The organism is Pseudomonas sp. GW821-FHT07B01, assembly GCF_059419065.1.
Genome location: NZ_JBWKRA010000043.1, coordinates 1 through 21,972, shown reverse-complemented (window position 1 = coordinate 21,972; position 21,972 = coordinate 1). Strand labels below are relative to the sequence as shown.

Here is a 21,972-nt window from a genome sequence, read left to right as displayed (position 1 = left end):
GCAGTGAAACGATGCATCGCCGATGGTAGTGTGGGGTTTCCCCATGTGAGAGTAGGTCATCGTCAAGATTAAATTCCAAAACCCCTGTCTGCTAACGCAGACAGGGGTTTTGTTTATGTAGAAGCTCATGAATTTCACCGGCACGTTGCCAACGCAACGGTCTGGTACACAGAATTTCTTGACGACCATAGAGCATTGGAACCACCTGATCCCATCCCGAACTCAGCAGTGAAACGATGCATCGCCGATGGTAGTGTGGGGTTTCCCCATGTGAGAGTAGGTCATCGTCAAGATTGAATTCCGAAACCCCTGTCTGCTAACGCAGACAGGGGTTTTGTCGTTTAGGGCGGCCCACCGCAGCAAATCTGCCTTACTGCTACCGCCTGTCGGTTTCCTACGTTAAAAGAAGATGCTTCTCACAAATTCCTAAGATTTGTCGAAGTCTGGCCGAAAGCCTGACGAGCCATGCGTGCACCGAAATAGAGCGACCGCAGAGTCCGCCTATCCCGTTACATGGAATGTTCCACTCGGCACGCTCACCCCCCTTTGGCAAAAGAAGTCGATGAAATGAATCTCAAGTTCAGTCATAAAATTCTGTTGGCCGCGTCAGGCGTCGTGGTTTTAGCCTTCGCGTTATTTACCCTCTACAACGACTACCTGCAGCGCAGCACCATCAGGCAAAACCTGTCGTCGTCCATCCAGCAGTCCGGCGAGCTCACCGCCAGCAGTGTGCAGAACTGGCTCAGTGGCCGCATCCTGGTCCTCGAGAACCTGGCGCAGAACGTCGCCCACCAGGGCAGCGCCGCCGACCTCCCAGGCTTGGTCGATCAGCCAGCATTCACCACCAATTTCCAGTTCACCTATGTAGGTCAAACCAATGGGGTATTCACCCAGCGCCCTGACGCGAAGATGCCTGACGACTACGACCCCCGTCAGCGCCCTTGGTACAAGCAAGCAGTAGTGGCGGACAAAACCATGCTTACTCCGCCTTATATGGCGGCTGTGGGCGGTCAGATCGTGACAATTGCCATGCCGGTGAAAAAGAATGGCGAGTTGTTGGGTGTTGTCGGTGGTGACCTGAGCCTGCAGACACTGGTGAAGATCATCAACTCGGTAGACTTCGGTGGTATCGGCCATGCGTTCCTAGTCAGCGGTGATGGCCAGATCATCGTCAGTCCGGACCAGGACCAGGTGATGAAGAATCTCAAGGACATTTATCCCGGCACCAACGTGCGCATTGAGAAGCTCAATCAGGACGTCGTACTCAAAGGACAGGATCGCATCCTCTCTTTCACGCCTATCAGCGGCTTGCCTGGCGCTGACTGGTACATAGGCCTGTCGATCGACAAAGAAAAAGCCTATGCCCCGCTGGGCAAATTCCGTACTTCGGCCTTGATTGCGATGTTGATTGCCGTCGTGGCTATTGCGGTGCTCCTGAGCCTGTTGATTCAAGTACTGTTGCGCCCGTTGACCACCATGGGCGTGGCCATGCAGGACATTGCCCAAGGCGAAGGTGATTTGACCCGCCGTCTCGACGTGACCAGCAAAGACGAGTTCGGCGAGGTCGGCAGCGCATTCAACCAGTTCGTCGAGCGAATTCACGCGTCGATTTCCGAAGTGTCTTCGGCAACGCGCCAGGTGCACGATTTGTCCCAGCGTGTGATGGCTTCATCCAATGCGTCGATCATCGGTTCTGACGAACAGAGCGCGCGTACCAACAGCGTGGCCGCAGCCATCAACGAACTTGGGGCCGCCACCCAGGAAATCGCGCGCAACGCTGCTGATGCGTCCCAGCATGCCAGTGGTGCCAGCGAACAAGCTGACGATGGTCGTAAAGTGGTGGAGCAAACCATTCAGGCGATGTCGGAGCTTTCGCAAAAGATCAGCCTGTCCTGCACTCAGATCGAAACCCTTAATGCCAGTACCGATAACATCGGACACATCCTGGATGTGATCAAAGGCATTTCCCAGCAAACCAACTTGCTCGCCCTCAACGCCGCGATCGAAGCGGCCCGTGCTGGCGAAGCGGGGCGTGGTTTTGCCGTCGTGGCGGATGAAGTGCGTAATTTGGCGCACCGTACCCAGGAGTCGGCAGAAGAAATCCACAAGATGATCACTTCGCTGCAAGTGGGTTCGCGCGAAGCCGTGACCACCATGAACGCCAGCCAGGCTTCCAGCGAAGAAAGCGTCGAAGTCGCCAACCAGGCAGGTGAGCGTCTGGTCAGCGTGACGCAACGTATCGTTGAGATCGATGGCATGAACCAATCCGTCGCGGCCGCCACTGAAGAGCAGACCGCCGTGGTTGAAACCCTCAACGTCGATATCAACCAGATCAACTTGCTGAACCAGCAGGGTGTGGCCAACCTCAACGAGACGCTCAAGGACTGCGATGCGCTGTCCCAGCAGGCCAGCCGACTGAAGCAATTGGTCGATAGCTTCAAGATCTGATCCTGACCGCATCGGAGCGAGGCCGCTCGCTCCGATCGCTTGGTCTCACGTCCAGGGGTGCTATTCAGATGAAGCTGATAGCGCTCAGATAGTCGCAGCCTTTGCGTAACAGCGTTTGGCTCTTGGGTGGATAGCACATGCCCATTTTTTCCACGCCCCACCGGGCATTGTCGTAACGGATCATCGACGTGTCACCGATGTCCTCGCCCAGTCCGTCCAGGTAAAAGCCCAGCACTCCGAACAACGCGTTATTGCGGCTCACTTTGCGCAGCGCCCGTTGCCAGTGTTCAATGCTTACTCGGTCAAAAGCGTGCCCAGCCTCGCTGAAGGCGTCGAGGTACTGGTCCCAACTCAAGGCCAGTGGGTTGTGCAGGTTGAACACGTTTCGCCCAGGGTCAAAGCGCACGCTGTGGTAGGCGATGAAACGCGCCAGGAAGTCCACCGGCATCAGATCGAAATTGGCGTCCAGTCGCGGGACCACCCCTAATTGCAGAGACCCCTTGAGCATCAACATCAAGCGGTTTTTCTGTGGCTGGCAAACGCCGTTCTGGCTGTTGAAGCTGATATTTCCCGGCCGATGAATATTGACCCAGGCCCCTTGCTCAACTGCCCGTCCTAATAGCCGCTCGGCTACCCACTTGGAGAGGTTGTAGCCATTTTTCACATAGAGCGGCAGTGCGCGTCGGGCAGGCGCTTCAAGCACGTACCCGTCGACGTCCACGCTGCTGCAGGCTGACAGCGTCGAGATGAAATTGAGGACCTTCTTGCAATGGGTCTCGCAAAGACGCAGGCATTCCAGCACCGGCTCGACGTTGTCCTTGGCGAGTGAGGCGTAATCCATCACATGATTGACCTGCGCGGCGTTATGCACCAACACGCCGTAATGACGGGCGAGGTGCTCGTACACGTCGTCGGCCAAGCCCAGGCGAGGTTTACGAATATCGGCGGCGTATACCTGTACTCGGCTCAGGTCCAGATGTTCCAAGCGGTATTCACGCAATGCCTGGGCGAACCTTGCCGCTGCCGAATGGCCGGGCAACTCGCGCACCAGGCACGCCACGTCCTGCGCCCCGCCAGCCAGCAGTGCCTGGACAATATGAACCCCGACAAAGCTGTTCGCCCCGGTGACGATGGCTTTGCGCGAGTCTCCCGCAAGGGTCTCGGGCAACACCTCGACCTCCAGTGCTCGCGTCGCATCTTGTTCCATCTGGTCGGATGGTGTATCCGGCAGCGCACTGCCATCCATGAGTGCGGCCAATGTGCGGATGGTCGGCGTCTCAAAAAAGGGGCTCAGGCAGAAGCTGCGGCCAAACTGCTCGCGCAGGCGTAGCAACAGGGTCGACAACAGGATGGAGTGGCCACCGAGGTTGAAAAAACTCTCATCAATCGAGAGTTCGCCTGCGGGTAATCCCAGCAGCTCACCCCACACGTCAGCCAGTTGTGCCTGCAAAGGGTCTTGTATGCGACAGCGATCCATCCCGATGGGTATGGGCATTGGCATGGCCAGCAAGGCCTTGCGATCGATCTTGCCGTTATTCGAACGGGGCATGCATGCCAGTTCGCTCCAAGCGCTGGGCTGCATATGCACGGGCAACCACTGCCGAGCATGTTCCTTCAGGCTTGCCAGCGTAGCGCCAGATTCCGGCTGGGCGGCAAAGCCGATGACTCTGTGTGCCGTATCGATCACCACTGCCACTTGGCGAAACAAGCGACTATCGCGCAAGCACTGTTCAATATCCTGAGGCTGAACTCGAAACCCGCGGATCTTGACTTGCTCATCCCTGCGGCCGCCCAGTTCGATGCCCTCTGGCGTCCATTTTGCCAAGTCGCCGCTGCGATAAGCCTGTAGCACTTGGCCATTTGGCAGTGTCAGCGTCACGAACGGATTGTCGGGCCGCGACGGTGTATTCGAATAACCCAGGCTTACTCCGGGACCGACAATGTACAAGTCGCCCATTACCTGTTCATCCACGGGCTGCAGGTTCTCGTCGAGAATCAGCACCTGGCTGTTAGCGATGGGGAGGCCGATATTGCGATGGCTGTCACCTCGTTGGAATACTCGATGGGTCGCCAATACAGTGGCCTCGGTCGGCCCATAGAGGTTATGCAGCTGGCATTGACCGGCCAGTTGTTCGATCACGCAGGGCTCGCAGAAATCACCTCCGGTCAGTAAATGAGTCATGCCCAACGGCTGATCCAGCGGCAGGATGCTGAGCAGTGCCGGTGGCACAAACCCATGAGTGACGCATTGCTTGCGAATCAGCTCTACCAGTTGCTGAGGGTCGTGACGTTGGTCTGGGCTGGGGACAATCAACGCGGCGCCAACGATCAATGCAGGGAAAATATCGATCAGTGAAGAATCGAAGCCCAGTGGCGAAAACTGCAGGACGCGACTGTGTTGATCCAACGCCACGCAACTGACGAGCCAGGCCGTGAAATGCGCCAAGTTGTATTGGCTCAGCAGTACCCCCTTGGGCTGGCCCGTCGTACCCGAGGTGAACAGTGCCACGCACGGCTCGTCGGCACGGGGATGACGGTGCATCAGCGGTTGCGTCATGTCGGCGCTGTGCGCGTCAACCTGGCTCACATCAAGTGAAACGAAACGCTCTCGCAATGGGTGCTGGCCATTCTCCAGCAGCACACAGGCCTTGAGGCTGGTCAGCATGCAGTGCTGGCGTTGCTCCGGGTGGTCAGGCACCAGCGGCAAATACACGGCGCCACAGCCAAGCACCGCGAGAATGCTGGCGTACAACTCGGCGGATTTCTCCAGGCATACGCCGACCACTTGTGGAGCCTCGCCATCCTCCAGCAAGGGAAGCAGGCGTTGTTGAATGGCCATGGCTTGTTGCTGGAGCTGCCGATAAGTCAGCGCATGACCGGCGATGTTCAGCACTGTTCGATGTGCGAAGGTATTGAGGCTGGCCTGCAGCCGTTCGATCATGGGCGTTCCGGCCGCGTGCAACAAGGCAGGGTCCGCCGTGTGATTGAACCGATGCATGAAAGCCAAGGCATCCAGCTCTTGCAGGCCCTGTTCAGGCCAGGCGTTAGCAGCGGCCGTTGCCGAGAAGTAAGCGGGGTCTCTTGAAAAACCGCAGACCAACAAAGCAGCCCACTGCACCACTGCATTCGTTGCCTGCTGACGCAACCGCTGCCCATTGCCGCTGGGCTCCTGGGCAACGTCGTGCACCGTCAGCAGGCGCCGCTCGCGGTCATAGCAACGCAACTGCAATGAGGGCAGCCCGTGTTCGCAGAGCGGGCCGATACCCACGCGCAAGCTTAACCATGGCGCACTGGCGGGCGAGGGCGGCAGCGGCTGACTCCCGTCTTCAATAACCAGATCCACAGACCCCGTTCCTGCCACATGTCCATATTGCTCCAGCTCCTGCTTGAGCGCCGCCAGAGCGTTAGTGGTACCACGCCACTCGATCTGCAAGCGCCTCATGCCAACCTCGTCGATACGGGCAGATAGTCGCGCAGGGCTCGTGCCACGCTGGGGGTTTGCAGTACGCCGCTGTGGTGCAGAAAGCCCATGATATTGGCCACCAGCGGATGTTGGTGGGTGATGGGAAAATCCAGCGCCCGGATTTCGTCGCGCAGTGCCACGCGAGTGTCGGCACTGATCGTCAAGTGTTCGATCAGTTGCAGATCGAAGTCTTTTTGTAGCTCGTTGGTCAGGTAGTGCGTCAGGAATACGGGCAGGGCTTGAGCAATGTGGTCGCGATCTTGCGGGCTTGCCGACTGCCAGTAGAGGCGCACCAACTGTGTCCAGAACCGCGCATGCCGCCCTTCATCAAACAGATGATCGGCCATCAGGCCGCGGACAGAGGATTTGACGCTGCCGTCTTTGGAAAACGCTGCGACGTCATGGGTGACGGTGTTCTCAGCGATGGCGACGCCAATCAGCTCAACGGCATCGTGCAAGTACGTCGGTACCTGTGCCTGGGCTGTCGGCAGCGCGCGGCTCAATTCAATTTGCCCGGGTAGATCGAGCGGTTGGATTCCGGTCATCTCCACGGCTTGCTGCAGGAAATCCAGCGCGACCAGCGCGTGGTAATCCTCGTCGACAACGATCGTCATCGCATCGTAGCGGCAGGCGAGCGGGAAGGGCAGAGAGAAGCGATTTTTAGCGATGCTGCGCGCGGTTTTGTCGACGATCTCGGTTTCGAAAATCACCACGTCATTGATGAATTTATAGAAGCTTTGCACCAGCACGAAGTCGCGCCATTGCGGGCAGTGCTTGAGAAAGGTTGCACTCAGCACCAGAGGCTGACGGCACAGGGGGAAGATGAGTTTGTCGTCGTCTTCCAACATCCGCCGGGGGCGTGTGCGGATGGTTGCGCGACGCTCCCAGTCATCGGCAAAGGATTGATAGTGGGCGGCGTTCACGGACGTACCTCTTGCATCGAGGCCAGTACGTCGTCCCAGAGGGTAATACGACTCTCCACGGCGCTCAGGGCGGCGTTATCGGCCTGTCGCTGACGGCTGGGGTCTGCGTCGACCAGGCGCTGTAGCAACTGTTGCGCCGCAGGCTCGTGATCATCGCTGTCTATTTCGATATGGCGGCTGAGGTAGTGACATAGCGTAGGGGCCTGCCGACCTATGAAAGCATGGCTATGCAAAAGCCTTTCGAACATTGACGGAATCACACACTCTCGGCCATGCAGGAACGCCGCCGCCACACAGTGGGTCGGAGCGCTCAGGGCAATTTGTAAGGTGCTGTCGACGAAGCGGACCACGCCCTGGGGCGCATCGATCATCTGCAAGGCTGCGCTTACCTCCACTCCCTGGCTTTGCAGGTCGATAAAGCGAGTGATTGCGACCGTGCTGGCGCCCACTTCCGTCATTGCGTCCAGGTACAGCTCGAAGTGGCTGCAATAGCCCCGCGTCGGGTGCTCGTCCGACTCTTCCGCCAGCACGATTTCATTAATCAAGCGGGCAGCGTGCGGGTCAGTGGAGGGGAGCCAGGGCAACTGCATGCAAGTGAGGTCCTGTTGCAGGCGTTTGGTCAGGCTCATGAAATCCCAGACAGCAAATACATGGTGTTTCATGAAGTGTTGTAACTTGCCGAGGCTGGTTATTTCTATAAATAACGGATGACCAAAAAGTTGTCGTTTTTTTTGCGCGAGTGAATGTGGGTACATGGTTGACGCCTATGAGTTGTTGCGAGTGCTCTAAAAGCAGTGTTGAAATATTATAGTTGTGAGTGCGAGAGTAACTTGAGCGCGGCCACGCACACGGCGAGGCCCTTGCACTAGGCAGACGCAGTGGATGGAAAGGTGTGTCTTGCTGGGAAAAGATAATAAGCTGGTTGAATGTTTGAACCGGTATACAAATGTATTAGATGTTTTTCCCGATATTTATGTGTGTGGTGATTGCCCAGCTATACGTGGGATTTTGCTGCGCGCTGAGTCGGCTTTAATTATGATTTGGTTCTTTGTTTTTTCTGATGGAGCAACAATCCCTCATAAGAAAGTTGCTACATCACCTAAGGATCAAGGGCAAAAGCGAAAAAACCTACTGAGTGGGGGTTTTTTCGGCGCTCTCAAGGCCGCTGAGGTAGGTCGCGATCACCTCCATGCCTCGCATCAAATGGTTACGCAGCGTCAGGATGCTCTCCTCGACCTTCCTCTGGGCTACCAGGCTCAGCAGTTCGCGGTGATCCTCCTGGGAAGTCTCCCCCAGCCCCATCGCCTCAAGGTTGAAGCGCAGGAAGCGCTCCTCCTCATTCAATCCGTGCTCGACCAAAGTGAGCAGCCGCTGGTTGGGCGCCTTGCCGTACAACACCATGTGAAACAGGCGATTGAGCCGACCAATCTCGGTGTAGTCTTTCTCGCTTTCCAGCGCATTGATACACGCCTCGGCTTGAGCAAGGTCCGCATCGGTGAGCAATGGAATCGACAGGCGCAGGGCCTCGGACTCCAGCAACATGCGCAGGGCATAGGTCTCGGCCGAATTGTCCTCGATCAAGGGAGCAACGACGGCACCCTTGTGAGTCACCACATGCAACAAGGATTGCGCCTCCAGCTGGCGCAACGCTTCGCGTACCGGCATGCGACTGACGCCGAACAGGCTGGCCAGTTCTTGCTGGCGCATGGCGGTGCCACAGGGCAATCGCCCATCAAGGATGGCATTACGCAACGTTTCTTCGATAACGGAGCGCGCAAGATGGGCGGGAATAGGCCCGCTGATTTTGATGCTGCTTAATGGGTTCGGCTTCTGCGTCACGGTTGCGCTATCCTCCTTTCTTGAATAATAGTCTGGCTAATTGGATCCAAAGAACACTAAAGATGGGCCAGGTGCTTGTCAAATAGCCAAAGTTTCCGTTTGTAAGGGCTTACACAGCATACTTTGTGTCTCTCACAAGGGCGGTTATAAAAACGCCGCCTCCTGCGATGATTGCACTGTGCCATTGTTTTTTATAGGGCCAGGCTTCACCATCCCTGGAAATTCCGTCTCTTTCACGGACTGAACATTTTGGCGGTAAGTTTTAATCCCTATCGACTGCTTTGCTGGCTTTTATCAGCAACTTTACTGGCCGGCCTGATGCTCGGCGGGCTGCGTGCCGATTGGGATTTCTCGCAAATCAGCCGCAAGGCTACCGCCGTCTACGGGCCTTTGGGTCAAGGCCAGCAGCGTATCGACGCCTGGCAGCGGTTATTGGTGAGCGAAAAACAGGTCAGCGAGCAGGAGCAGCTCAAGGTCGTCAATTTGTTCTTCAACAAGCAAATGACCTACGTGGAAGACATCGATCTCTGGCACGTTGTGGATTACTGGGAGACGCCCGTCGAGGCACTCTGGAAAGGTGCTGGTGACTGTGAAGACTACGCCATCGCAAAATATTTCAGTTTGCGTCACCTGGGCGTGTCCAGCGACAAATTGCGCATTACCTACGTCAAGGCCCTGCGGCAGAATCGGGCGCACATGGTCCTGACTTATTATTCGAGCCCCGACGCCGTCCCACTGGTGCTCGACAGCCTGATGGATGAGATCCTGCCGGCTACCCGTCGCACCGATCTGGTCCCGGTGTACTCATTCAACGCCGAGGGGTTGTACTTGCCTGGTGCCAAAGGCAACAAAAAAGTCGGTGATACCAAACGCTTGTCGCGCTGGCAGGATGTGTTGAGAAAAATGCGTGCGGAAGGCTTCCCAGCCGAGCCTGCCAACTAGGAGTAACTGATCGGATGTCTCTGTTCAAACAGCTATTGATCGCAATCTGTCTGTTCCTGGTGGTCGCCTTCAGCGGCAGCTTCATGGTCAGCCTGGAAAGCTCGCGCACCCAATACGTCAACCAATTGCGCTCCCACGCCCAGGATGCGGCGACGGCATTGGCGCTGTCGCTGACCCCGAATATCGATGACCCAGCCATGGTGGAGCTGTTGGTCAGCTCGATCTTCGACAGCGGTTACTATGCCAGCATCCGCGTCGTGGACCTGGCCACCGACAAAACCATCGTCGAGCGCAGCGGTATTCCCGACAACAACGGCGTGCCCAACTGGTTCGTCAAGCTGATCGGCCTGGAGCCGGCGGGCGGTGATGCCCTGGTCAGCCGTGGCTGGGAACAGGCCGCACGGGTAGAAGTGGTCAGCCATCCGATGTTCGCCCTGGCCAAGCTCTGGCAAAGCGCCCTAGGTAGCCTGGGCTGGTTGCTCTTGTGCGGTGCGGTCAGCGTGGTGCTCGGTGGGCTGTTGCTGCGCCGGCAATTGAAGCCGTTGGACTATATGGTCAAACAGTCCCACGCCATTGCCCGCCGTGAGTTCCTCAGCCTGCCTGACTTGCCCCGCACACCTGAACTGCGGCGGGTGGTGCAGGCCATGAACCAGATGGTGGAAAAGCTCAAGGCGCTGTTCCAGGAGCAGGCCGAGCGTAGCGAAAAACTGCGCACCGAATCCTATCAGGACAACCTCACCGGCCTCGCCAACCGCCGTTATTTCGAGATGCAGCTCAACGCCCGCGTCAGTAACCCGGAAGAGACCAACTCCGGCTACCTTCTGCTGCTGCGGGTCAAGGACCTGGCCGGCCTCAACCAGCGCCTGGGTGGCCAGCGCACCGACCAGTTACTGCAAGCGGTTGGCGAACAACTACTGCGCCAGTGCGCGCCGTACCCGGAAACCCATAACCTCGTCACCCGTATTCGTGGCGGTGAGTTCGCCGTGCTGGCGCCGGGGTTGATGCGTGAAGAAGCGATGCAGCTGGCGCAAAACCTGGAAAGCACTTTGCTCAGCCTGCAAGCGACCGGCGCCAGTGACGTTACGCCGGTCGCCTATATCGGCCTGGCGCCGTTCAGCCATGGCGACGCGCCCCAAGCCCTGCTGACCCTGGCCGATCAGGCCCTGGCCCAGGCCCAAGCGCAGGGCGACACCAGTTGGGTGTGCCTGGACCGCAGCGCCGCCGCCAGCGTGGGAGACGATCACCATGCCTGGCACACCTTGTTGGACCAGGCCCTGACCCAGCAGCGCTTCCAGCTGTACTTCCAGCCGGTTGTCGCCAGCCAGGACCCACAATTGGTCTTGCATTACAAAGTACTGTCGCGCTTGCAGGACGAAGACGGCCACACCATACCGGCCGGGCGCTTCCTGCCGTGGCTTGAGCGCTTTGGTTGGTCAGCCCGCCTAGACCGCCTGATGCTGGAGCAGGTGCTCAAGCAGATGGCCAGCCACACCGAGAACCTGGCGCTGAATCTTTCGGCCGCGACCTTGCAAGATACCCAGGCCCTGAACCGCGTTTATGACCTGCTACGCCAGCACAGCAACCTGGGCCCGCGCCTCACCCTGGAGATTGGTGAGGAGCAACTGCCTGAGCAGCCCGTGCTGGAACAGATGACCCAGCGCCTGCGCGAACTGGGCTTCTCCCTCAGCCTGCAACGTTTCGGTGGGCGGTTCAGCATGATCGGCAACCTGGCGCGCCTGGGCTTGGCGTACCTGAAGATCGACGGCAGCTACATTCGCGCCATCGACCAGGAAAGCGACAAGCGCCTGTTTATCGAGGCCATCCAGCGAGCGGCCCATAGCATCGACCTGCCGTTGATTGCCGAACGTGTAGAGACCGAGGGCGAACTGAAGGTGATTCGTGAGATGGGGATTTTCGGCGTGCAGGGCCAACTGTTTGGCGAGCCCGCCCCCTGGAAATCTCACTGATATGAATGGATTAAAATAGGGCCAGTTGTGGCGAGCAAGCTTGCTTGCGCTGGGGTGCGAAGCGCCCCCAAAAGCCGGTGACTGCTGCGCATTCAAGCGGGAGCAAGCGCCCTCGCCACAGCAAGCCTCCTCCCACATTTAAATTCAGGTTCGGCGCCAGGGCTCAGATAAGCCCTTTCTCGTCATCATCGATCAACTGGCTCAACCCACCCAACGCTTCCCTCGCCTGGTTACGGTCCATCAACTTGGCCTGGGCTGCCGGCGGCAGGTCGGTCACACTGATCACCCCCTTGCGGGTCAGCACCTGGATCAAGTCATCCAGCACCCGGATCATCTCAAAGTCGCTCTGCTTGAGTTGGGCCAGGCTGGTTTCCACCACTTCGTTGGCGTACCAGGCCTGGATCTCATGATGATCGGCCGGCAGGGTTTCAGTGGATTCGGTAAAGGCAGCAGCTTCTACGCGAACCAGCGCGCCCTGTGCATCACGTTGCACGTAAAACATAACAACCCCTCGAAAATGCGCCACAGGCGTTCAACAGCATAGGTCAACGCTGCGTGTATGGGCGTGAGTATGCGATGCACCGTCCGCCAGGGCCAGCGACTCGCAGGCCAAAAAAACGGCCGCCTGCAAGGGCGGCCGATTAATCGTGTCTTAAGTGTGGTCGATCTTGATGGTCGGGTCGGCACCACTGATCAGCGAGTTGATGCTGGTGTGGGACCAATCGTTGCCTTCCAGTTTGATCGTCACATCGGCATTGGCCAGGCCACCGGCGGCGTTGAGCTTGCCTTCACTGCTCACTTGCAAGGTCGACACACCTTCTACCGTGGTGATCTTGAGGTAATTGTCGATGGTGCTGTCGGTTTCACCTTTCAACAAATCACGCAGGTCAATGCGGTCGCCTTCGGACGCCTTGAAGTCCTTGATCACATCGTTGCCGATGTCGCCCGCCTTCCACACGAAGGTGTCGGCCCCCGAGCCACCGATCAGGATGTCGTTGCCCTGGCCGCCAATCAACGTGTCGTTACCCGTGCCACCCAGCAGGATGTCATTGCCTTTACCACCGTCGAGCGTGTCGTTGCCGCCCTGGCCGAACAGGATGTCGTCGCCAGCGCCGCCCAGCAACGTGTCGTTGGCATCCTTGGCGCCGGAGACGTCGAAGTCTGCGTAGTGCTCGGTAACGTACTGGTGAACATTAGAGGCAGTCACTGCCGAGACAGCCACGCCGGTCTTCTGTGCGACAAAGGCCTGCAGCGCGTTGTAACCCTCGCCATTGATCCCGCTGAAGCTCACCAGGTCGCCGAAGAGGATGTCGTTGCCGTCGCCACCGCTGACGGTGTCCGCGCCCGGCAACGTCGCCTCTGAGTGGCCGAGGATGGCGTTGGCCAGGTCCTTCGGATCGATGTTGGCCTGTGGCTTGCCATCGCTGTCGTACGGTGCCAACTGATTCAGGCTGACCCCGCTATTGAGGCCGATGGCTTCTACGCCACCGGTGGACAGGCCTTTGAGTAGTGCGAACGCGCTCTGGGAGTTACTGATGAGCGTAGGATCGTTGATGTTCGAGGACGAGGCTGTACCGTTGCCGCCAACAGTTGACAGCTCATAGGTGCCATCGCCTTGGGCATGGATGGTTCCTGGGTTGGACTGCCCCCAGCCCCACCAGTTGTTGGTCCACAGGGTCACCTTGCCGACCGAGTTGATATCAATGAAGTGACTCGAGTCGATCTCGATCCTGGTGGCGGTGCCCAATGTGTAGTTGTTCATGTTGACGACATCATCAAGCTTGACGTTGTTGTACAACGTCGGGTTGGTCTCCTCCGCTCGTTGATAGAACGTCGGTTGGCCGTCAGTGATGAAGTACGTTGTATTGATAGCGCCAGTGTTGCCAGTCGCCTGGGCACTCTTGAAGAAGTTGGCCGCGGCCTTGAACACGTCTTCGTAGTTGGTTCCGCCGGTAGACACCATGGAATCCAGGACTTTCTGCAGCGAGTCCAATGCACCTGGGTCTTTCAGGTTGACTGTCACCGTGCGATTGACCTGGTCGCTGAAATCCGCCAGGAAGATATTCACAGTGCCAGAAGTGCTGGCGCCGATACTGTTTTTCAGCGAGTTGAACGTGGTGGTCAGCGAGGTTTTTGCCGCTGCTATCGAGTCCGCACCCATACTGCCCGATGTATCGATCATGAACGCGATGTTGTAGTTCTTGCCCTGCACCACGTTCAAGCCGGCGACGTCGGCCACGACAATGTCGTTGCCATCGCTGCCATTGATGGTGTCGCTGCCCGAGGTGCCGGTGACCGAATTGTAGGTCGCCGGATGCACCGTGACTGGCAATTGCGCGGTGGTGGTCGCTGAACCGCCGATGCTCTCGGTGGAAGTCGAGGTGACTGTCAGGTTGAACTGGCCGCTGTAGTAGGTCGGCGGCTTGATGCTCAGCGTGTTCAGGTCCCAGCCTGTGACATTCACTTCGCCCACGGTTTTACCCGCAGTAAAGGTGTGCCCCGATGCGTCGGTAAGCACCGAGCCTGCCGGAATGCCGCTGATCTTCACGCTCAGGGTTTCGGAGCCGTCGGTGTCGGTCAGCGCGGTGGTGACCTTGGACAGTTTGACCGTGCCGTTCTCCTGGCCTTCGTTGAGCTTGTAGCCCACGTAGTAACCGTCACCGTTGCTGCCATGCAGGTCGGATACGGTGACGCCGGCGTTGGTCAGGTCGGTAAGGCCGGTGTACAACGGCACGGTGCTGGTGCTCAGGTTCTGCACCGCCCCGCCGTTGACCGACAGGTTGACGTCAAAGCTGCCAGGCCCCGCTTGGTTGGCCTGGTAGATCTCAAGGCTGTAGTAACCAGTGGTAGTTGGCGTGAACGAGCCGCTGAACTTGCCGCTGTTGGTACCCCACAAACCGCTGGCAACGTCTTTACCGCCAACGTTGACCACCACGCTGTCATCGGCGATACCGCTGAAGGTGTAGCTCTTGCCCGCTTCCATGTAGATCAGGCCGGAGATCTTGGAACCAGAGCCAGCGGCCACGTTGTCGACGGACTCGACGTTGGTCACCACAGAGGTGCTGTTGGGTGTGCCCGCGTTATCGATGGCTTTTTTCAGCACGTCCGGTGCAGCACCGTTGCCGTTGTTGCCGAGGCCGGCGATGCTGTTCCAGCCCTGTTTGAGCAGGCCGGTCGAGGCAACGCTGTTGTCGGCCACGCTCAGGGTCGGTGCGTCGGCCACTGGGGTGATATCGACTTTCACCGTAGCGCTGGTGCCCAGGTCCTTGCCATCGGTTGGCTGGAACTTGAACTGCGCGTAATCCGCCTGCTTGTTACCCACGCCAGTGCCGCCGTAACCGTCGGCGCCGGACTCGTTGGCGTTCGGCATAAAGCGCAGTTGGCCGCCATCGATCTGAGCCTTGGTAAAGGTCTGGCCGTTGGTCACGTTGGTCCAGGTGCTGCCGTCCGCCGCCAGGTATTGCAGCTTGCCGGCTACTGGCAGGTCGGTGATTTTCACCCCGAGGCTGGCTTGCGGCGAGTCCACATCGCTCACGCCGAAGTTGGCCCAGGTCAGGGCCAGCGCCGTGTCTTCTGTACCGGTCACGGCACCGCCAGTGGCCACGGGTGCATCGTTGACCGCAACCACGTTGACCGTGGTGGTGGCCACGTTGGAGTAGTTGCCGCCATCGGTCACCGTCACGGTGATGGTGCGCGGTGTGGTGCTCGGGTCGTGGCTGTTGTTGGTGAACGTGATGTTCTGGATACGTTGCATGTAGTCAGCCAGCGTTGCGCTGCCGGACAACGTCAGGGTAATAGTGCCCGTCTGGTTGTTGGTGCTGACGCTGATGCCATTCACGCTATTGCCCAGGTTCAGGGCATCACCGGCCTGTGCGTTGGTCAGCGTGACCGTCGCGCCCGTCAGCAGTGTGCTGTCTGGGTCAGTGATCTTGATATCCGTATCGGCGATCGACACGCCCGGCCCGGCGGTACCCTCGGTAAATGTCGTCTTGTAATCGGCACCCGTGGCGCCGCTGGAGTTGTTGGCATCCAGGTCGATCACCGGCGGCGCATCGTTGTCGAGGATGTTGGTGGTGACGGTGCCTTTGTCGATCACCAGGTTCTCGAAGTTGCCTCCGGTGACCTTGTCGATGGTGATAACGATCTGTTCCGTAGGCTCGGTGATCTTGTCGTCGAGCGTGCGGATATCAAACGGCACGCTGCTGGAGCCTGCCGGGATCTTCACGGTGTACACGCCGGTGAAGTCCGAACCGTCAGTGGCGGTGCCGCTGTATTTGAGCGTCACGGTTACGTCGGTTTGCGGCGGGTTGGTCAAGGTCAGGGTGTAGTGGGCTGTGCCACCTTCAGTGACCGAGCCGTCGCCCGTTATGCTGATTTTGGTATCCGTCACTACATCCGTGACCTTGGTGACCGCGGGGCTGGCGTCAACAATCAGATGCTCGTACTTGTCGCCACCGCTGACCACGCCGGTGATCTTGGCGCTGACATCATTGGCGCCGACATAGGCATCGTTCGGTGCGGTAGCTGTCGTGAAGCTGGTGGACTTGCCACTGCCGATGGTGATGGTCGAGCCGTTATCCAGCCTTACCACCAAGTCGGAGCCCACGTTGTTCACGGCCGCGCCGTTCTTGTCGACCAGGGACGCGGTGTAGACGATCTGCCCGCCTTCGCTGACCGAGCCAGTGGCCTTGAGTACCACGGTCACGTCATCGATGGTGTCGTTGATGGTGGTCGTGGCGCCCGCAGGTGTGATGGTCACACCCTCGAAATTGCCGCCGGTGGTGCCGGTGATCTTGACGGTCTGGGTGCTCTTGTCGATGAACACGTCATCGGTAGGCGCCGGGACGGTCACCGTGCCCACGGTCTCACCTTGCTTGATGGTGATGCTCGAACCGTTGTCGAGCTGGACCCGCATGTCGCTGCCGGCCTTGTTGCTCAAGGTGGCGGTGTAGGTGATCTGGCCGCCTTCGTTGACCGCGGTCGGGGCAGTCAAGGTGACGGTGGTCAGGTCGGTGGAGCCTGGTGTGTCGGTGACGGTGGTGTTCACCGCCGTCGTGCCCGGCACGAGGTTCTCGAAATGCTCGCCACCGGTCACGCCTTTGATGGCGGTGGTGACGGTTTGGTCGCCTTTGTAGACGTCGTTTGGCGCTACGGTGGTGATGGAACCGCTCGACTGATTCACACCGATGGTGATCGTTTTGCCATTGTCCAAGGTGACGGTCAGCGGATTGGTGATGTTGGTCACCGCTGCGCCGTTTTTATCCACAAGGCTGGCGGTGTAGACGATGTTGCCGCCTTCGCCAACGGTGGTGGTGGCGGTCAGGACCACATCGACTTTGTCGATGGTGTCGTTGATCGTGGTAGTTGCGCCGTTGCCTGCGACTTCGAGTTTTTCGAAGTTGCCGCCGGAAGCGTCAGTAATCTTGACGGTCTGAGTGCTCTTATCGATGAACACGTCATCGGTCGGCGCGGGCACGGTTACGGTGCCAACAGTGTCGCCAGCCTTGATCGTGATCGACGAACCGTTATCGAGCTTCAGGGTGACGTCGGTACCGGCCTTGTTGCTCAAGGTCGCGGTATAGGTGATCTGACCACCTTCGTTTGCTTCGGATGGAGCGGTCAGCGTCACCGTGGTGGTGTTATCGGTACCCGGTGTGTCCGTAACGGTGGTGTTCACCGCTGTAGTACCCGGCACCAGGTTTTCAAAGTGCTCGCCACCAGTGACGCCTTTGATAGCAGTGGTGACGGTTTGATCGCCCTTATACACGTCATCAGGAGCAATAACCGAAACGCTACCGCTCGATTGGTTTACGCCGATGGTGATGGTTTTACCGTTGTCCAAGGTTACGGTGAGCGGATTGGTGATGTTGGTCACCGGCGCGCCGTTCTTATCCACAAGGCTGGCGGTGTAAACGATGTTGCCGCCTTCGCCAACGGTGGTGGTGGCGGTCAGGACCACATCGACTTTGTCGATGGTGTCGTTGATCGTGGTGGTGGCGCCGTTGCCTGCAACTTCCAGTTTTTCGAAGTTGCCGCCGGAAGCGTCAGTGATTTTGACGGTCTGCGTGCTCTTATCGATAAACACGTCATCGGTCGGCGCAGGCACGGTTACGGTACCAACAGTTTCGCCAGCCTTGATGGTGATGCTTGAACCGTTGTCGAGTTTCAGCGTGACGTCGGTCCCCGCCTTGTTGGACAGCGTGGCGGTGTACGTAATCTGTCCACCTTCGTTAACAGCGTTAGGTGCTGTCAGCGTCACAGTAGTGGTGTTGTCGGTACCCGGAGTGTCCGTAACGGTGGTGTTCACCGCGGTAGTGCCAGGGACCAGATTCTCGAAATGCTCGCCGCCGGTCACGCCTTTGATAGCAGTGGTGACGGTCTGGTCGCCCTTGTACACGTCATCAGGAGCAACAACCGAAACGCTACCGCTCGATTGGTTTACGCCGATGGTGATGGTTTTGCCGTTATCCAGGATCACGGTCAGCGGATTGGTGATGTTGGTCACCGGTGCGCCATTTTTATCCACAAGGCTGGCCGTGTAGACGATGTTGCCGCCTTCACCCACGGTAGTGGTGGCGGTCAGAACTACATCCACCTTGTCGATGGTGTCGTTGATCGTGGTGGTTGCGCCGCTGCCTGCAACTTCCAGTTTTTCGAAGTTGCCGCCGGAGGCGTCGGTGATCTTGACGGTATGGGTGCTCTTATCGATAAACACGTCATCGGTAGGGGCAGGCACGGTTACGGTGCCAACAGTGTCGCCAGCCTTGATCGTGATCGACGAACCGTTATCCAGCTTCAGGGTGACGTCAGTGCCCGCTTTGTTGGACAGCGTGGCGGTGTACGTGATCTGGCCACCTTCGTTAACAGCACTTGGCGCAGTCAAGGTGACAGTCGTGGTGTTGTCGGTACCCGGTGTATCGGTAACGGTCGTGTTAACTGGGGTAGTACCTGGAACCAGATTTTCAAAGTGCTCGCCGCCGGTCACGCCTTTGATGGCGGTAGTGACAGTTTGATCGCCTTTGTACACATCATCCGGCGCGATGGTTGTAATAGAGCCACTCGACTGATTCACACCAATGGTGATGGTCTTGCCGTTGTCCAAGGTAACGGTCAACGGGCTGGTGATGTTGGTCACCGGTGCGCCGTTTTTATCCACAAGACTGGCGGTGTAAACGATATTGCCGCCTTCGCCGACGGTAGTTGTAGCAGTTAGAACTACATCCACCTTGTCGATGGTGTCGTTGATCGTGGTGGTTGCGCCGTTACCTGCGACTTCGAGTTTTTCGAAGTTGCCGCCGGAAGCGTCAGTAATCTTGACGGTCTGGCTGCTCTTGTCGATGAACACGTCATCGCTAGGAGCGGGCACGGTCACAGTGCCAACAGTGTCGCCAGCCTTAATGGTGATGCTTGAACCATTGTCGAGTTTCAGCGTGACGTCGGTGCCGGCCTTATTACTCAAGGTCGCGGTGTAGGTGATCTGGCCGCCTTCGTTAACGGCACTTGGCGCAGTCAGCGTAACCGTGGTGGTGTTATCGGTACCCGGTGTGTCCGTAACGGTGGTGTTAACCGGGGTAGTACCTGGAACCAGATTTTCAAAGTGCTCGCCGCCGGTCACGCCTTTGATAGCAGTAGTGACGGTCTGGTCGCCTTTGTACACATCATCCGGCGCGATGGTGGTGATAGAGCCACTCGACTGATTCACACCGATGGTGATGGTCTTGCCGTTATCGAGGGTGACGGTCAGCGGATTGGTGATGTTGGTCACCGGTGTGCCGTTTTTATCCACAAGGCTGGCGGTGTAGACGATGTTGCCGCCTTCACCAACGGTGGTGGTGGCCGTCAGGACCACATCGACCTTATCGATGGTGTCGTTGATCGTGGTCGTTGCGCCGCTGCCTGCAACTTCCAGTTTTTCGAAGTTGCCACCAGTGGTCTCGGTGATCTGGACGGTTTGCGTGCTCTTATCTATGAACACGTCATCGGTAGGCGCAGGCACGGTTACGGTGCCAACGGTTTCGCCAGCCTTGATCGTGATCGACGAGCCGTTATCCAGCTTCAAGGTGACGTCAGTACCGGCCTTGTTGCTCAAGGTTGCGGTATACGTGATCTGGCCACCTTCGTTAACGGCACTTGGCGCAGTCAGCGTAACCGTGGTGGTGTTATCGGTACCCGGTGTGTCCGTAACGGTGGTGTTAACCGGGGTAGTACCTGGAACCAGATTTTCAAAGTGCTCGCCGCCGGTCACGCCTTTGATAGCAGTAGTGACGGTCTGGTCGCCTTTGTACACATCATCCGGCGCGATGGTGGTGATAGAGCCACTCGACTGATTCACACCGATGGTGATGGTCTTGCCGTTATCGAGGGTGACGGTCAGCGGATTGGTGATGTTGGTCACCGGTGTGCCGTTTTTATCCACAAGGCTGGCGGTGTAAACGATATTGCCGCCTTCGCCGACGGTAGTGGTAGCAGTTAGAACTACATCCACCTTGTCGATGGTGTCGTTGATCGTGGTCGTTGCGCCATTGCCTGCAACTTCTAATTTTTCGAAGTTGCCGCCGGAAGCGTCAGTGATCTTGACGGTCTGAGTGCTCTTATCGATGAACACGTCATCGGTCGGGGCGGGCACGGTTACAGTGCCAACAGTTTCGCCAGCCTTGATCGTGATCGACGAACCGTTATCCAACTTCAGCGTTACATCAGTGCCAGCTTTGTTGGAGAGCGTGGCGGTGTACGTAATCTGCCCACCTTCGTTAACAGCGTTAGGCGCTGTCAGCGTCACAGTAGTGGTGTTGTCGGTACCTGGTGTGTCCGTGACGGTGGTATTCACCGCCGTAGTACCCGGCACTAGATTTTCAAAGTGCTCGCCACCGGTTACGCCTTTGATAGCGGTGGTGACAGTTTGGTCGCCCTTGTACACGTCATCTGGAGCAAGAACCGAAACGCTACCGCTCGATTGATTTACACCGATGGTGATGGTTTTGCCGTTATCCAGGGTCACGGTCAACGGGGTGGTGATGTTAGTCACCGGCGCACCGTTTTTATCCACAAGGCTGGCGGTGTAAACGATGTTGCCGCCTTCGCCAACGGTGTTGGTGGCGGTCAGAACCACATCAACCTTGTCGATGGTGTCGTTTATCGTGGTGGTTGCGCCGTTGCCTGCAACTTCTAATTTTTCGAAGTTGCCGCCGGAAGCGTCAGTGATCTTGACGGTCTGAGTGCTCTTGTCGATGAACACGTCATCAGTAGGCGCGGGCACAGTCACGGTGCCAACGGTGTCGCCAGCCTTGATGGTGATCGACGAGCCGTTATCCAGCTTCAAGGTGACGTCGGTACCGGCCTTGTTGCTCAAGGTCGCGGTGTACGTGATCTGACCACCTTCATTAACGGCACTTGGCGCAGTCAGCGTAACGGTGGTGGTGTTATCGGTATCCGGTGTGTCCGTAACGGTGGTGTTCACCGCGGTAGTACCAGGCACCAAGTTCTCGAAATGCTCGCCACCGGTCACACCCTTGATAGCGGTGGTGACAGTTTGGTCGCCCTTGTACACGTCATCAGGAGCAAGAACCGAAACGCTACCGCTCGACTGATTCACACCGATGGTGATGGTTTTGCCGTTATCGAGGGTGACGGTCAGCGGATTGGGGATGTTAGTCACCAGCGCGCCGTTTTTATCCACAAGGCTGGCGGTGTAAACGATATTGCCGCCTTCGCCGACGGTAGTGGTAGCAGTTAGAACTACATCCACCTTGTCGATGGTGTCGTTGATCGTGGTCGTTGCGCCATTGCCTGCAACTTCCAGTTTTTCGAAGTTGCCGCCGGAGGCGTCGGTGATCTTGACGGTCTGCGTGCTCTTATCTATGAACACGTCATCGGTAGGCGCAGGCACGGTTACGGTGCCAACGGTTTCTCCGGCTTTGATGGTGATGCTTGAACCGTTATCCAACTTCAGCGTGACGTCAGTGCCCGCTTTATTGGAAAGCGTGGCGGTGTACGTAATCTGCCCACCCTCGTTTGCCTCGGCCGGAGCCGTCAGCGTTACGGTGGTCGTGTTATCGGTGCCAGGGTTATCGGTGACAGTAGTGTTCACTGCCGTCGTGCCAGGCACCAGGTTTTCGAAATGCTCGCCGCCGGTCACGCTTTTGATGGCGGTAGTGACAGTTTGGTCGCCTTTGTACACATCATCCGGCGCGATGGTAGTTATGGAGCCGCTCGACTGATTCACACCAATGGTGATGGTCTTGCCGTTATCGAGGGTGACGGTCAGCGGATTGGTGATGTTAGTCACCGGCGCACCGTTTTTATCCACAAGGCTAGCGGTGTAAACGATGTTGCCGCCTTCGCCAACGGTGTTGGTGGCGGTCAGAACCACATCAACCTTGTCGATGGTGTC

At 57.9% G+C, this 21,972-nt stretch carries 9 protein-coding genes and 1 rRNA gene; 4 read left to right on the top strand and 6 right to left on the bottom strand.

The genetic code is table 11. The features are described from left to right. The first annotated feature begins 177 nt into the window (after positions 1-177). Positions 178-293, top strand: a 5S ribosomal RNA gene (gene rrf / locus AC07S6_RS27000). A 274-nt stretch (positions 294-567) separates the two neighbouring features. Next, positions 568-2,448, top strand: coding sequence for a methyl-accepting chemotaxis protein (locus AC07S6_RS26995; RefSeq protein WP_197883962.1), 1,881 nt, complete (start codon positions 568-570; stop codon positions 2,446-2,448). A 64-nt stretch (positions 2,449-2,512) separates the two neighbouring features. Here AC07S6_RS26995 and AC07S6_RS26990 read toward each other — a convergent pair whose 3' ends face one another. The 4 genes from AC07S6_RS26990 to AC07S6_RS26975 form a co-directional block, all read right to left on the bottom strand. Next, on the bottom strand, positions 2,513-5,890 hold the full coding sequence (locus AC07S6_RS26990) for an amino acid adenylation domain-containing protein (protein ID WP_495113388.1): 3,378 nt from the start codon (positions 5,888-5,890) through the stop codon (positions 2,513-2,515). Then, entirely contained in the window at positions 5,887-6,834 is a 948-nt protein-coding gene (locus tag AC07S6_RS26985; protein WP_197883966.1) for a diiron oxygenase, read from the bottom strand. The genes AC07S6_RS26990 and AC07S6_RS26985 overlap by 4 nt, the downstream gene beginning before the upstream one ends. Next, positions 6,831-7,589: a DUF3050 domain-containing protein gene (locus AC07S6_RS26980; RefSeq protein WP_495113387.1), complete on the bottom strand. Its 759-nt coding sequence runs from the start codon at positions 7,587-7,589 to the stop codon at positions 6,831-6,833. Before AC07S6_RS26980 ends, AC07S6_RS26985 begins: the two co-directional genes overlap by 4 nt. Positions 7,590-7,962: 373 nt before the next feature. Then, entirely contained in the window at positions 7,963-8,673 is a 711-nt protein-coding gene (locus AC07S6_RS26975; protein WP_197883970.1) for a GntR family transcriptional regulator, read from the bottom strand. Between the two features lie 318 nt (positions 8,674-8,991). On the opposite strand from AC07S6_RS26975, the gene lapG reads away from it, so the two are divergent. Together lapG and lapD are read left to right on the top strand one after the other, a co-directional pair. Then, a complete protein-coding gene (gene lapG / locus AC07S6_RS26970; RefSeq protein WP_371264164.1) occupies positions 8,992-9,615 on the top strand; it encodes a cysteine protease LapG in 624 nt (207 codons plus the stop codon). A 14-nt stretch (positions 9,616-9,629) separates the two neighbouring features. Further along, the gene (gene lapD / locus AC07S6_RS26965; RefSeq protein WP_197883972.1) at positions 9,630-11,582 is read left to right on the top strand and encodes a cyclic di-GMP receptor LapD; all 1,953 of its coding nucleotides are present in this window, start codon (positions 9,630-9,632) and stop codon (positions 11,580-11,582) included. A gap of 163 nt (positions 11,583-11,745) precedes the next feature. Here the strand turns inward: lapD and AC07S6_RS26960 are convergent, their stop codons facing one another. Both AC07S6_RS26960 and AC07S6_RS26955 read right to left on the bottom strand, forming a co-directional pair. Further along, entirely contained in the window at positions 11,746-12,084 is a 339-nt protein-coding gene (locus AC07S6_RS26960) for a hypothetical protein (protein ID WP_054896857.1), read from the bottom strand. A 150-nt stretch (positions 12,085-12,234) separates the two neighbouring features. Continuing rightward, on the bottom strand, positions 12,235-21,972 hold a 9,738-nt coding region (locus tag AC07S6_RS26955), incomplete at its 5' end, for an immunoglobulin-like domain-containing protein (protein WP_495113386.1).

Excerpts from the sequence above, each read along its gene's own strand:
- AC07S6_RS26995 (WP_197883962.1), top strand. The coding sequence starts at position 568 with ATGAATCTCAAGTTCAGTCATAAAATTCTGTTGGCCGCGTCAGGCGTC.
- AC07S6_RS26990 (WP_495113388.1), bottom strand. The coding sequence starts at position 5,890 with ATGAGGCGCTTGCAGATCGAGTGGCGTGGTACCACTAACGCTCTGGCG.
- AC07S6_RS26980 (WP_495113387.1), bottom strand. The coding sequence starts at position 7,589 with ATGTACCCACATTCACTCGCGCAAAAAAAACGACAACTTTTTGGTCAT.
- lapG (WP_371264164.1), top strand. The coding sequence starts at position 8,992 with ATGCTCGGCGGGCTGCGTGCCGATTGGGATTTCTCGCAAATCAGCCGC.
- lapD (WP_197883972.1), top strand. The coding sequence starts at position 9,630 with ATGTCTCTGTTCAAACAGCTATTGATCGCAATCTGTCTGTTCCTGGTG.
- AC07S6_RS26960 (WP_054896857.1), bottom strand. The coding sequence starts at position 12,084 with ATGTTTTACGTGCAACGTGATGCACAGGGCGCGCTGGTTCGCGTAGAA.